Genomic DNA, 13,418 nt, shown 5'->3' with positions numbered 1-13,418 from the left:
CATGACCACAAGGCACGAGACCCACGACGCCCTCCGCGACGAACTCGCGGCCCTCACCACCGAGGCGACCGACCACTCGCTGGACGACATCGACACGATCTCCACCCTGGAAGCCGCTCAACGCATGAACGCCGGAGACCGCAGCGTGCCTGCGGCGCTGGAGCCGTGCCTCCCGGCCATCGCCCTGGCGGCAGACTCGATCGCCGCAGCGTTCGCGCGTGGTGGCCGACTCGTCTACGTCGGCGCCGGCACGCCGGGCCGGCTCGGCGTCCTCGACGCCAGCGAGTGCCCGCCCACCTTCGGTACCGACCCGAGCCAGGTGGTCGGCGTGATCGCCGGCGGCGACCCCGCCCTGACCACCGCGGTGGAGGGCGCGGAGGACGACGAAGCCGCCGCCGTCCGCGACCTCGACGCGCTCGGCCTGACGGCGGACGACGTGGTCGTCGGGATCAGCGCGTCCGGCAGGACGCCCTACGTGATCGCAGCCATCCTGGAGGCCCGGCGCCGCTCCGCCCTGTCGGTCTCCGTCGCGTGCAACCCGGACTCGGCCGCGGGGCGGGAGGCAGACATCGCCATCGACGTCGTCGTCGGCCCCGAGTTCATCGCCGGGTCGACCCGCCTGAAGGCGGGCACCGCGCAGAAGCTCGTCCTGAACATGCTCACCACGCTCGCGATGGTGCGCAGCCACAAGACGTACGGCAACCGCATGGTCGACGTGCGCGCGACGAACGCGAAGCTCGTCGCCCGGGCGTTCTCGCTCGTGCAGGACGTCACGGGCGCTGCCTCCGCCGAGGTCCAGGCCGCACTCGACGCCTCGGACGGCGAGGTGAAGACCGCGATCGCCGTGATCCTGACCGGCGCCTCGGCTGCCGTCGTGCGTGCTCGCCTCGATGCTGCTGCTGGCTCGTTGCGCGCCGTGCTGTAGACCCCGTTTCCCCTTTCGTTTCCTTTCCCCCGAGGAGCACAGCAATGCCCGATGCCCAGCAACTCGCCCAGCAGATCCTCGACGCCGTCGGCGGTTCCGCGAACATCGCCGACGTCGAGAACTGCATGACCCGCCTGCGGGTGGAGGTCGTGTCCGACTCCTCCGTTGCGCTCGACGACCTGAAGGCCACCGACGGCGTCATGGCCGCCATCGCGGCCGGCTCGAACCTGCAGATCGTGCTCGGCCCGGGTCTCGTCGACCGCGTGGCCGACGGCCTGGAGGCCCTGCGCGCGGCCGCCCCGCCGGCTGCGGCTGGTGGGCCTGGTGCGTCGCCTGAGGAGCTCGCTGCTCGCGGTGCGTCCATCAAGGCGACCGCGCGGTCCCGTTCCGACGGCCGCACCATGCGCGCGATCCGGAAGATCTCCGCGATCTTCATCCCGCTCATCCCCGCACTGATCGCGTGCGGGCTCATCGCCGGGATCAACGGGATCCTGACGAACCTGGGGTGGGTGCCCGGGGTGACGCCGTTCCTCGGCGTGCTCTCGTCCGGTTTCCTGTCCCTGCTCGCCGTGTTCGTCGGGATGAACGCCGCGAAGGAGTTCGGCGGCACGCCCATCCTCGGCGGTGCGGTCGGCGGCATCATCGTCGCGGCCGGCGTCGCGAACGTCACCGTGTTCGGCGAGACCCTGGCACCCGGCCAGGGCGGTGTACTCGGTGCGCTGGCCGGCGGCATCCTCGCCGCGTACGTCGAGCGCTTCATGCGCCGGGTCACGCCAGACGTCATCGCGCTCATCGTCGTGCCGACCGTGACCGTGCTGGTCGCCGGGTCGGTGACGCTGGGGATCCTGATGTCCGTCGCCGGTGTCGTCTCGGTCGCGATCGGTACTGCTGCGACCTGGCTGCTCGCGAACGGCGGGGCCTTCGCCGGCTTCGTCCTCGGAGGACTCTTCCTGCCGCTCGTCATGACCGGCATGCACCAGGGGCTCATCCCGATCCACACCACCCTGATCGACCAGACCGGGTGGACCGTGCTGCTGCCCGTCCTGGCGATGGGTGGTGCCGGGCAGATCGGTGCGTGCATCGCGCTGTGGATGCGGTTCCGTTCGAACGCCTCGCTGGTGCGGACCATCCGCGGTGCGCTGCCGGCCGGGTTCCTCGGTGTCGGAGAGCCCCTGATCTACGGCGTGACACTCCCCCTCGGCCGGCCGTTCATCACCGCGTGCATCGGTGGAGCGTTCGGCGGCGGTGTCGTCGGGCTGTTCGACCAGCTCGGGCACTCCGTCGGGGCGATCGCCATCGGGGCCTCGGACCTGTCACTCATCCCCCTGCTGAACGGGTCGTCCGGGTACGGGTGGGCGTTGCTCGGGTACGGGTCGGGGCTCGTGGTGGCGTACGTCGTGGGGTTTGTGGCGACGTTGTTGTTCGGGGTTTCCGTGTCGGTGCGGGCTGATCTCGAGGCGCAGTCGTCAGTGCCGTCCGGCGACCCCGTCGCTCCTGACGCCCCGCTCACGCCGGCTGACTCCGTGGGAGCTGCGCGCTGATGCGGTTGGACGCGAGCACCTACCTGGCGCACGGTCCGCTGGCCGGTCCGACGTTCTCGGCCGCAGCGGAGTCGGGTGCGACGCTCGCGTTCACTTCGTTGCACATCCCGGAGGACTCCCCCGCCGGGGCACGACCCGCGGCGACCGAGATCGTCTCGCTGCCGCGTCCGCCGGCCTGTCGGTCGTGGCCGACTTCTCCCCCAACACCGCTCCGCTGCTCGGCGATTCACCGTGGGAGTTCCTGCGGTCGATCGGAGTGGCTCGCGCGCGGATCAACTTCGGGTTCTCGGTCCCTGAGATCCTCTCTGTCGCTGCCGTCCTGCCCATCGCCCTCAATGCGAGCACGCTGCGGGCCGCCGACCTCGCGCCGTTCGCCCACCTGGATGTCGAGCTGATCCAGAACTTCTACCCGCGGGAGTGGACCGGTCTGGCGCTGTCGTCCGTGGCTTCGTCGGTCGCCGATGCCCGGCAGTTCGGTTGGCGGGGAGGCGCTGCGGAGAAGTCGCGATCATGCTCCGGGGCCTGCCCCCGGATCGTCGATTCGCCCAGCCTGGGCGAGTTTCTTCGCTTCTGACAGAGCGAAACGACGGCTGCAATTCAGGCAGTCGGGCGCTTTCGATTCAGATTGGCTCCGGTGGGATTTGAACTCACACGACTCGACAAGGGCCTCATCAGCGCCGAACGCGATCAAGTGCGTGCAGACGTTTCACGGTCACCTGACTCGTGCAGGGTCACATCCCGAACCAGCCGGTTGTGAGCAAACGGTGGGCAGACCTAGCGTGGCTCCACCAGGTCCAGTAGCTCGTCAAATCGTCGAGACACGGCGGCTGAGCGACCCTTCGCGGTGGCAACGTCTTTGTCGTTCTCTAGGCCCACTAGAACCGGCCTCACCTCTTCTGGCGCAGCTTCGAACAACTCCCGAACCAGCGGCGCACCACCGTTGCTGAAGAACACTGACCGGCCGATACCCTGTCCGTAGCCCCCAGGCTCGCCTAGATAGCAGAGCGTCATCCACTTCACGAACCGCGGCAAATGGTCGGACGTCACAGGGCCAAGCCCGCCTAGCTCAATGATCGACCTCAACTGGTCTCCGTGACTCGCGTTCGACCGCCAGTTGTAAGAGATCAATTCGAGCTGGGACGCGAGGTCGGAGTAAAACGCTCTCTTTTGGGCCTTCCGCAGATAGGGATAAACGCGCGACTTGATCGCCACCCGCACTTCGAGCACCGCTAGACCCCGGCGCCCAACTTTCTCCTGCATGTGCTTCGCAAGCTCAACGATGACGCTGTCGCGCGCGTTATCTGCCAAAACCCCGATCACCGCGAAGGCGTTGGCGCGCACAAGTTCGCTTTCTGTCTCATTCAGTGAGAGAGAAAGCAGGAACTTGAGGATTTCGATCTGGCGGGTGTCAGGTGCGTGCTCAAAATCCTCCGTCATCCGTTCGTCGGCGACCGCCGGGCCGGATACCTGTACGAGATCCTTGACCTCAGACACTTTGATCAGTGTTACTGGGTCACGGGCAAGGACAGCCTCTATGCAGGTTTTGAAGATGTAGATCAGATCCTCAACGCCCGCTTCATATTCGGAATCCTCATGCTCGAGGTCACGTCGAATATCATAAGCCCTGGTCATGCGCCGCCACTCGGGGCGACTCAATAACCCCATGCGATAGGCAAGATCGATGATACGGGCGGTTGAATAATTGTCTACATCGTCAGCCTTCCGAACGGGAGGGAGACTGAACGCCTTGGCCGACTCTTCCGCAATGTCAATTCCCGCGATCTTGATTTTCTCCCTGAGGTCCGCAATCGCAGCGTTCAACAAGCGCTGGCAAGCACTACTCGGATCGACAGGCAGAAGTCGTCGGACGCGCTCGATCAATCCTTTAGCCTGCCACTGCGGCCGTATCAGGAGCATCAGACTAGAGGCATCATTCGCCTCGATCGCTTCCACCGCAGGGCGTAAAACTACTTCCCTAGGCACACATCCCCCTCGATCTTCAAGACATCCAACTCTGACGAACGCTACAACAACCCCGACCGAAGGATCCAGATCCTGCCCCACCCAAAGAAGGGGATGTACACGGCGGGCGCCTCGAGCTACCGACCCGTGGACCCACCTTGATCAAGCCAGCCTCGACTGCTGCCGTGATGGTTCAGGACACGACTGGCGTCTTCTACGTGAGCAGACCTTGCCGAGCCGCCGACTTGCATTGGCCAGACGATCGCTCCGCTGCTACTTTGCGCAGCCATGGAGGAAGCCGACTCGATGGGCTCCTCCTGGGTCGCCAGGTCCGCCGCTGATTCAGTCGGCAGAAACCACGCTCGATGACGTTGCGGATTCGTAGTCGCCCTACCGTGGGAATGGGCCTGCCGCTGCGGGACCCCTAGCGCTTCCGGTACTCCCCTGGTCGCGGGGTTCCGGGATGATGGCCTCGAATCCGCAGCCGCCGAGGTTCCGCCGGATCGCGCGAGACGGGTGCAGCTCCGACGGTTCGACTGATGGTGGCCGTCCCCTGCACAAGTGTGCGCCACCTCGCCCCCTTTGGCGTGCTGAACCCTCGCTCGATAGGATTCTGGCAGAGCTCGCGCCCCGCTGCTGCGGGGCCGCGGGATCTTGCCTATGACGAAAAAGGGGATGCGATGTCGCGGCTTACGGACCTTCTGCGGGCTGCCAAGCAGCTCGATCCGCAGCTCGGCGCCGACCTCGAAGAGGAGCTCAAGCCCCTTCAGAGGCGTCTTCCGTTCGGCCTGAACTTCGAACGCCACGCGCCCGAAGCGGTAGAGCTGCCTGGCCAGAAGATCCGCAAGATGAGCAAGGTGCGCGTGCTCCCGCCCCGTGGCTCGACCGAGCGGGGCGATCAGCGCCTGTGGCGTGTCGAGTCGGTCGCTGGCGAGCATGCCTCAATATCCCTGCTCGACGTTGCCGAGCCGGAGACCGCCACGGTCCCGCTCGACGACCTCGTGCTGGTCGCCGAGTTCCGAGATCGCATCTACCCTGGCCTGCGACCTGACGGCACTGTCGAGCGCGGTGGCGACAAGCCGTTCCATACCGTGATCAACGGCGAAAACTTCCACGTCCTCGAGCAACTCACATTCACGCATGAGCACGCGGTCGACGCGATCTACATCGACCCTCCCTACAACACTGGGGCAAAGGACTGGAAGTACAACAACGACTACGTCGAGGGTGACGACCTCTACCGTCACTCGAAGTGGCTCGCGTTCATGGAACGCCGCTTGAAGATCGCCAAACGGCTCCTCAACCCTGAGGACTCAGTGCTCATGGTCACGATCGACGAGAAGGAGTACCTGCGTCTGGGGCTCCTCCTTGAGCAGACCTTTCCCGAGGCTCGCATCCAAATGGTCAGTATCGCAATCAACCCAGCCAACGTCGCTCGACGCGGGGCGTTCGGTCGATCTGATGAGTACTGCTTCTTCGTCATGCTGGGCGACGCCACACCCCAGAGGGTGAGGCTCGGTAGCGATTGGGTCTCGGCCAAAGGCCGCACTTTTACCGGAGAGGCGAGATGGGACTTACTTCGTAGATCTGGTACTAACGCCCTCAGGGGCGATAGACCCAATCTGTTTTACCCGCTTATAATTGATCCCTCAGTACCACAGGTTGTCGGCGCGGGTGATTCCATTGACCGCGGCGAATCTCATGACGCGATTACGGCTCCGGCAGGCCGCGTGATCCTCTGGCCGATAAGGAGAGACGGGTCGCACGGCACCTGGCAGCTCGGTCAAGCCGCGCTGCTCAGGCACGTCGCTGAGGGTCGCGTCCGACTCGGGGGCAATGCAGAGAAGGGCTTTGTCGTCTACTACTTGAAGGGCGGCGAATATGCCAAAGTGCTCAGCGGCGAGTACGAAAATACCGGGCGCAGGCCCGACGGTTCGCTTGACCTCGAAAAGACCACTCGAGTTGATCACTTGCTCGTCCCAGGCAGCCAGTGGCGGGTTCCCGCTCACGATTCGACGCAGTACGGCTCGAGGCTCCTAGACCAGTTCTTGCCGTCGCGACGCTTCCCATTTCCGAAGTCTCTCTACGCCGTCGAAGATGCGCTTCGTTTCTTCATAAACGACAAACCGGATGCAGTGGTGCTTGACTTCTTCGCTGGTTCTGGCACGACTGCGCACGCGCTCATGCGGCTGAATAAACAGGATGGCGGCCGTCGCCAATGTATCTCAGTGACCAATAACGATGTTTCCGCGGATGAGCAGATCAGCCGCCGCCGGCTGGGCCTCCGCCCTGGCGACCCGGAATGGGAGCAGTGGGGCATCTGCGACTACATCACGAAACCCCGAATCCGTGCCTCAATCGAAGGTGTGGCTGTTGATGGCGCAGCAGTCAAAGGGGACTACAAGTTCGTCGACGAGTTCCCGATGGCCGATGGCTTCGAGGAGAACGCTGCCTTCTTCACCCTCACGTACGAATCGCCTTGGATGGTGAGCAACGACAAGGCGTTCGCCGCGATCGCGCCGATGCTCTGGTTACGCGCTGGCGCGCAGGGCGAGCGAATCGACGCCCTCGACGGAGGCTGGGCTGTTGCGAACACCTACGGAATCCTCCGAGACCTCGACCAGGCTGTGGAGTTCGTGACCTCGCTCAGAAAGATCGAGGGCATCCGCATCGTCTACGTCGTTACCGATGACGAAGGCCGCTACCAGCAGGTCGCCGACGAGCTCCGCGGGATCGAGACCGTCCGCCTCTATGAGGACTACCTGCGCAACTGCGAGAGCACGGGTGAACTCTGATGCGCTACACGCTGAAGGACTACCAGGACGACGCTGTGGGCGACACCCTGCGCGAGCTCGCCTCGGCGCGGGACTTCTACCGCAGCGCCAGCAAGCGCGTCTCATCCGTCGCCCTGACCGCGACCATGGGTGCGGGAAAGACCGTCATGGCGGCAGCTGTGATCGAGGCGCTGTTCTGGGGGAACGACGACTACACCGTGGCGCCGGACCCCGGTGCTGTCGTTCTGTGGTTCAGCGATGACCCCGCGCTCAACCAGCAGACGCGCCACCGGCTGGAGCAGGCCTCCGACCGACTCCGAAATCGGCTTGTGACCGTTGAGCACCCGTTCCGGTACCCGAAGCTCCAAGCTGGGCACGTCTACTTCCTCAACACGAGCAAGCTGTCGAAGAACAGCCTCCTTGTGCGCGGGCACGACGACTCCAACACGCTCGACGGCATATCGACACACCCCGACACCGTGCCGTTCACATTCTGGGACACGTTGCGGAACACCATCGAGGACTCCGGCCGCACCCTGTACATGGTCCTCGACGAGGCCCACAAGGGCATGGGCAAGCGCCCTGTGGAGACACCGACGATCGTGAAGCGGCTCATCAACGGCCACGGCGGTGTGCCTCCGGTTCCGATCGTCTGGGGCGTCTCGGCCACCGTCACTCGATTCGAGGAAGCGATGGCCGCGGCCGAGGTCCAGTCGAACCGCGTGCACCTCGGCACCGTCCAGGTCGACCCGGTGCGCATCCAGGAGTCGGGCCTGCTGAAGGACGACATCGTCCTCGACTTTCCCGCTGAGACCGGCGACTTCAACACGGTCCTGCTCCGCCGCGGGGTTCGTAAGGTAAAGGCTCTCTCTGCCGCCTGGGCTGGGTACGCAGCAGAGCAAGGCGACGAGGCGATCAAGCCGCTCATGTTGCTCCAGGTGCCGAACAAGCCCGCGGCTGACGAGATCGCGTCCGCGATCGACGTGATCCGCGACGAGTGGCCCGAGCTCGAATTCGACGCCGTGGCCCACGTGTTCGGGGACCACTCGCCGCAGACGTTCGGCGCCCACAGCGTCCCCTACATTTCGCCCGAGCGAGTGCAGGACGCGAGTTACGTCCGCGTGCTGCTCGCCAAGGACGCCATCAGTACGGGGTGGGACTGCCCGCGCGCAGAGGTTATGGTGTCGTTCCGACCGGCGAAGGACGAGACGCACATTGCGCAGCTCCTTGGCCGGATGATCCGCACTCCGCTTGCCCGACGCGTCGAGGGCGACGACCTCCTCAACAGCGTCGAGTGCATCCTGCCGAGGTTCAACAAGGCAACGGCAAGCCTGGTGATCGAGAAGATCATGGGCAACGACCTGACGCTCGGTGGTGACACCGGACAGCGGGTGCTCATTGACCCGAAGCTCATGACGCCGAACGCGGCGGTGCCCGACGAGGTCTGGACCCTGTTCGGGAACCTCCCGGCCGAGACACTGCCGCGCAAGCACGCGAACCCGATCAAGCGAGTGACCTCTCTCGCTCATGCTCTGGCCGCCGACAAGCTCCTCGCGGACGCTGGGAAGCTCGCGCACGAGCGCCTCCATGGGGTGCTGAACGGCGTCGCTGCCCAGTACGCAAAGGACATGGCGAAGGCGGTCGATGACGTCCTGACGGTCGCGGGGACAACCCTGCAGAGCTCGGCCAGGTACGGCACTCGTGCCGATGGGTCGTTCACTGAGGTCGCTGACGACCGCGCGATCCAGGACTCCTACCGCAGCGGCGCGCGGACGATCACGCCCGACGTGGCGCGGACGTACATTGAGCTGCTCACGGTAGACGCCGATGACGAGGACGTGTTCCGTGACGCGCATGTCAAAGTCGCGGCCCTTGCAATGCTGCCGCAGACGCGACCCGCATTGGATGCTGAGGCCGACAGGATCGCGGCCGAGTGGCTCAACCAGTTCAGGGTCGCGATCAAGTCGCTGCCGGAGTCTAGGCAGAGCCTCTACGCCGAGATCACGGCCATGAGCACCGATCCGCAGCTCATCTCGATGGCCCTGCCCAAGAACCGGCAGGAAGAGACGAAGCGAGCCGTGGGGGATACCGAGCAGTTACTCGAGCGTCGACCGCTTCACCTGATCGCTGATGACGAGGGCATGTTCCCCGTCGGCAAGCTCAACCCGGACGAGGTCGAGGTCATCGACACCGAGATCGGCCACGGCGACATGCTCGCCTGGTATCGGAACCCGGTTGGCGGTCGTGACTCGATGAGCATCGCTTATCAGGACCGTCATGGTGAGTGGCGGACGCTGCGGCCCGACTTCCTGTTCTTCGTCGATACGGAGACAGGCGTCCGCGCGAGCATTGTCGATCCGCACGGGTCCTGGCTGCCCGACGCCATCTGGAAGCTCCATGGGATGGCCCGGTTTGCCGAGGTCTATGGAGACAGCTTCCACAGGCTCGAGTCCATCTCACGGATCGACGGCGAGCTCCGCGTGCTGGACTTCAAGCTCGCTGACGTTCGCGCGAAGGTGCTGCAAGAGTCCGATGGCCGGTTCGCCTATGACAGCGCGGCCGTAGCATATTGATTCAAAGGGATTGCTCGCATGAATTCCGGGTTCAACCCTGTCGATTGGTTCTTTGCGGCAGAACCAGCCGTCAAAATCAGTTTCCTCGCACTGATGTGGTCTCTGGTCACGTCAGGGATCGCTCTCGGTGGCTTGATCACCGCGATCCGCTCTCTCAACGCCACGAGGCGCCAAGAGGCTCGCCGCCGACCAAAACTAGTACTCACCTATCTTGAGAGTTCTTCCATCACAACGGACCTGGGAACTGAGTACACCTTCCGCATTAGGGCGAAGAACCCTACCGAGAGCAGCAACGCGATCACGTCTGGTGAACTGGAAATCCGATACCTAGTCGCCGCCAGCCGAGTCTCATTGCGCCTACCCAGCCTGGAGGCCGTCGGCACGCTCAACCTCCCGATGACGGTAGCCGCAGGAACAAGCATCGAAGGTGAGGTTCGATTTTTCGGCGCTGCGGCGCTCCTTGAAGGGCGAAGGCCACAGGACTTCGTGGCGATCTTCACCGACACGTACGAGAACAGAAGCGAGATACCCGTGGAGATCATTTACGCAAGGACGCCCGGTTCATGAAGGTGCAAAGGCTTTCTAGCGAGCGCGTGGTTCGCGCCACTAGCTCCGCAGCCATCGCCAACGTTGACACAGCAGGCGGCAGGCTCATCCCTGTCGTAATGGTCGATGCCGATGGACATCCCGAGATCACGGAACTCATCCGAGCCCACGAACACACTCCCGCGGGAGACTGTGTTTCCCAGTGGTCGACCGCGCTTGGCGACTCGAGCCGGGTGCTCCTTCAGCTCACGTTTGAGAGGCCCGTAGCTACGGAGTTTCTGATCGAGTTCGAGCTCCCGAAGTTCGGCGGCTCGATAGACAACATGCTGCGGGCGCGAAGCATGTTCCTACTCGAGGGAGGTTTGGGCTCCACCTTCACGACTACCGAAGATCAGCCGAGGATACTTGTGGAGCTTCCGTCAACGGGCTTCGAGGCGGCATGGGAAGGGATTTTTCGGAGATCCATCGTAAGAATGTTTCGCGAAGAAGGCCAAAGCCGAAACGCCTCAAAAAAGCTTGCAGATGGTTTCATCGCTGAGTGGAGATCCCGCACTACTTTCGACTGGTGAAAGCTCCGGTGTCGCAGTTTCAAGTGCGATGTCACACTAGACGCCGTCCTCTTGGGCGGGTCTCAGGGTTGCTGATGGGTTCGCAAGGAAGCAGGCGGGGTTTCGCGTTTCGTATTGCGCCCTTCGATACCTAGATCGCGTTGATCACTGACCTCCTGTCAGGCCCCACGAGCCGGATGGGCAACCATCGCACCTGCGGATAACTCGGTGGGTAGCAATTCCCCAGACCCGCGCGCACCGCGGGAGGCAGAACGGGGCGGTCGCGTGGTCAGGAATCCCGCGTGCACCAGACCAGCGGAACCCCAGAAGAAATCCGACTGCCCCTGCGGCTTTCCTTTCTGGTTCGGTGCGAGTTCTTCGCCTTCGAGCGGAACTCCCGTGCGTGCTGCGTTCCAGACGTCGAGCCGACTCGCTGCGCCTCCCTGTTCGTCGAGGTAGCGAAGGGCTGCCCGAAGGCGGTTCGTCCTGTTGTCGGATCGGCTCATGATCGTCGTGTCCTTCCAGTCGATCAGCGAGCGGCCGAGGAGGTCTGCGGTTCTGCTGCTGGCTCGAGGCCTTCCTCGCGCATGAAGTCGAGCGCCCGCTCGACGAGCTGGATCTTCTTGCGGAGTTCGACGAGCACCGGCGACTTCGGATCGGAATATTCGTCCAGTCGCTCATGCGCCCGCCTCACCTGCCGCTCGGTCTCGACGAGCAGGTGCCACACGGCGGGGTCCTGCTCGAGATCGAGTTTCTGACGCAGGATGACCGCTGCGAGCTGTCGCATCACGATCGACTCGACTGCTTCGGATGACGTGCCCGAACTCGCGAGCCCGAACGCGATCCCACCGCCGCCCGCTGTGACGAGAGTTCCGGCAGTGATCAGGCCGCCGATCATCCCGCCAGGTCCGAATGCTGCAAGAGCACTCGTCAGAGCGGCCGCGCCGGCAAGACCCGCACCGGCGGCGAGTGCGATACCACCCGTCGCGACGACGAGGGCGACCGCGCCGGCACCCATCGCGCCGATCCTGATCCAGTTCGGCCCCTTGCTCCCGGCGAGGACCTTCTCGGCTCGGTCGACCGCATCGAGGACGTCCCCGCCAAGAACGCTTCCGAGACCGAGTTCTGCGGTGAGGTCCCGCATCGCCTGCCGCTTGATGGACTCGCTGAAGCCGATGTCGAAGGGGCGAAGGAAGTTGTCGGACACGAGCACGATGAGCTGAACAAGCGCGTCCTCCTTGGTGAGGTACATCCCCGGTGCGGGCGGAGTCGCTTCCGCGGTCGGATCTGCAAGGTCGAATGCGAGCCGAGCGATCAGCTCAGGACGTGGCCTTCCCTCGACGTCTCGACGCTGCAGCATCGCCTCCACCGCTTCCGACTGGATTGCTCGGAGCGCTCCGGTGAACCTGTCCTGCTGATCGTCCTTGAGGTACGTCGCCACCAGGTGCGCGTACCGGAGCGCGAGCACAACGACCCGCTCGTCTGCATCGAGCGGCACGTCGACTGCGTTGACGGTCCGTACGAGATCAGTGGAGAGCGAGCCGTGCATCGCGTACCCGATCGCCTCGGCGACTCTCGAGTCAGACAAGTACTCGACCGCGTCGTGGACACGAGGAGTTGGTGGCGTCGTGACTCGGAGGTCGAGCAACCACGGCATGACCGACGACAGACCGCGGTGCGCCGCGACCGGGTCAAAACCGTTCCAGAAGTTGATCCACCAGCCAAGGTTCGTCGGCGGCTCCTGCATCGCCTCTCGCAGGTCCGTCGCGCGCACGGAACCGCTCGCCAGAGGACTCCCGATCGTGATCATCCCGACCACGTTCAGCCCAGCAGGGAGCCGGCGGACGAGATCGGCGGCGACAACGGACCCGAGGCTGTGTCCGACGATCAACACTTCTCCGGAGTCGGGGAGTGCGTCGAGCACCCGCGTGAGTACCCGCGCACGAGCTTGCTCGTCGTGCAGGTAGTTGTGCGCCTGCTTGAAGGGGTTCGTCTCGAAGGCCACGTCGACGACGGTGCCAGCGCCTGGCCAGTTCGGCAGATCCTCGTGCTGGCCGAGCCGGTACTCCATGGCACTCGTGCGCCGCTCGAACTCCCGCCGATTGATCCTGGCATCGTCCTTGCCTAGCTGTTTCACGGTGACCGGGGGAACGCGGTACTTGCCGTCCCCGTTTCGAAGGGCATAGGCGTACTTCGGCGCGATCCATCTCTCGGGCTCAAGTGCGGGGTAACCCAGCCGGACGAGCGCCCCTGACAGTGCGACCTGCCAGCCATCTTCAACATCGCCTGTTCCGACACCGTGCAGGAACAAGAGGACAGGGCCAGCGCTCACGAGCAACCTTCCGGAAGAGTTGACGAACCTTCGACGTCGCTCAGGCTAGTGGGTTTCGACGCCCCGAAGGCGACGTTTCCGCGGTTGCAGATGCGACAGTTGAGCCGCGGTTCAACCACGTCAGCCGGTCTCGAGCGGCGGGACAGCGAGCGCGGAAACCTGCAGGTCATGTGTGATCCGTGCAATCGACGATTGCGTGTCGCAGTCGATGGGCACC

At 64.3% G+C, this 13,418-nt stretch carries 9 protein-coding genes; 7 read left to right on the top strand and 2 right to left on the bottom strand.

Going from position 1 to position 13,418, the window contains the following annotated elements; all coding sequences use genetic code 11:
- Position 1 precedes the first annotated feature (1 nt).
- Genes murQ through DEJ19_RS07095 form a run of 3 tightly spaced genes read left to right on the top strand, consistent with a single transcriptional unit; the run spans position 2 to position 3,040 of the window.
- Positions 2-925, top strand: a complete 924-nt coding sequence (murQ, locus tag DEJ19_RS07105) for an N-acetylmuramic acid 6-phosphate etherase (RefSeq protein ID WP_111234200.1) — start codon at positions 2-4, stop codon at positions 923-925.
- 44 nt (positions 926-969) lie between these two features.
- Positions 970-2,466: a PTS transporter subunit EIIC gene (locus DEJ19_RS07100; RefSeq protein ID WP_111234199.1), complete on the top strand. Its 1,497-nt coding sequence runs from the start codon at positions 970-972 to the stop codon at positions 2,464-2,466.
- Positions 2,372-3,040, top strand: coding sequence for a MupG family TIM beta-alpha barrel fold protein (locus tag DEJ19_RS07095; protein WP_258377491.1), 669 nt, complete (start codon positions 2,372-2,374; stop codon positions 3,038-3,040). The genes DEJ19_RS07100 and DEJ19_RS07095 overlap by 95 nt, the downstream gene beginning before the upstream one ends.
- Positions 3,041-3,240: 200 nt before the next feature.
- On the opposite strand, the gene DEJ19_RS07090 is transcribed toward DEJ19_RS07095, so the two are convergent.
- The gene (locus DEJ19_RS07090; RefSeq protein WP_220035350.1) at positions 3,241-4,419 is read right to left on the bottom strand and encodes a hypothetical protein; all 1,179 of its coding nucleotides are present in this window, start codon (positions 4,417-4,419) and stop codon (positions 3,241-3,243) included.
- A 548-nt stretch (positions 4,420-4,967) separates the two neighbouring features.
- Here DEJ19_RS07090 and DEJ19_RS07085 point away from each other — a divergent pair.
- Genes DEJ19_RS07085 through DEJ19_RS07070 form a run of 4 tightly spaced genes read left to right on the top strand, consistent with a single transcriptional unit; the run spans position 4,968 to position 10,890 of the window.
- Complete coding sequence (locus DEJ19_RS07085; RefSeq protein WP_258377490.1) at positions 4,968-7,223, top strand: site-specific DNA-methyltransferase; 2,256 nt, start codon at positions 4,968-4,970, stop codon at positions 7,221-7,223.
- Positions 7,223-9,775 carry a DEAD/DEAH box helicase gene (locus DEJ19_RS07080; RefSeq protein WP_111234195.1) on the top strand — a complete coding sequence of 851 codons (2,553 nt, stop codon included), beginning with the start codon at positions 7,223-7,225 and terminating at the stop codon, positions 9,773-9,775. Before DEJ19_RS07085 ends, DEJ19_RS07080 begins: the two co-directional genes overlap by 1 nt.
- An 18-nt stretch (positions 9,776-9,793) precedes the next feature.
- Positions 9,794-10,342: a hypothetical protein gene (locus tag DEJ19_RS07075; protein WP_146250728.1), complete on the top strand. Its 549-nt coding sequence runs from the start codon at positions 9,794-9,796 to the stop codon at positions 10,340-10,342.
- On the top strand, positions 10,339-10,890 hold the full coding sequence (locus DEJ19_RS07070) for a hypothetical protein (protein ID WP_111234194.1): 552 nt from the start codon (positions 10,339-10,341) through the stop codon (positions 10,888-10,890). The genes DEJ19_RS07075 and DEJ19_RS07070 overlap by 4 nt, the downstream gene beginning before the upstream one ends.
- A gap of 508 nt (positions 10,891-11,398) precedes the next feature.
- Here DEJ19_RS07070 and DEJ19_RS07065 read toward each other — a convergent pair.
- Positions 11,399-13,201 (bottom strand): alpha/beta hydrolase family protein, encoded by a 1,803-nt coding sequence (locus DEJ19_RS07065; protein WP_111234193.1) that lies wholly within the window; start codon positions 13,199-13,201, stop codon positions 11,399-11,401.
- Positions 13,202-13,418: the final 217 nt, after the last annotated feature.

It is taken from the genome of Curtobacterium sp. MCSS17_016 (assembly GCF_003234255.2).
In the GTDB taxonomy this organism is placed as follows: Bacteria; Actinomycetota; Actinomycetes; order Actinomycetales; family Microbacteriaceae; genus Curtobacterium; species Curtobacterium flaccumfaciens.
The sequence above is the reverse complement of the archived record's forward strand: the minus strand, read 5'-3'. Positions and strand labels throughout refer to the sequence as shown.

Excerpts from the sequence above, each read along its gene's own strand:
- murQ (WP_111234200.1), top strand. The coding sequence starts at position 2 with ATGACCACAAGGCACGAGACCCACGACGCCCTCCGCGACGAACTCGCG.
- DEJ19_RS07100 (WP_111234199.1), top strand. The coding sequence starts at position 970 with ATGCCCGATGCCCAGCAACTCGCCCAGCAGATCCTCGACGCCGTCGGC.
- DEJ19_RS07085 (WP_258377490.1), top strand. The coding sequence starts at position 4,968 with ATGGTGGCCGTCCCCTGCACAAGTGTGCGCCACCTCGCCCCCTTTGGC.
- DEJ19_RS07080 (WP_111234195.1), top strand. The coding sequence starts at position 7,223 with ATGCGCTACACGCTGAAGGACTACCAGGACGACGCTGTGGGCGACACC.
- DEJ19_RS07075 (WP_146250728.1), top strand. The coding sequence starts at position 9,794 with ATGAATTCCGGGTTCAACCCTGTCGATTGGTTCTTTGCGGCAGAACCA.
- DEJ19_RS07070 (WP_111234194.1), top strand. The coding sequence starts at position 10,339 with ATGAAGGTGCAAAGGCTTTCTAGCGAGCGCGTGGTTCGCGCCACTAGC.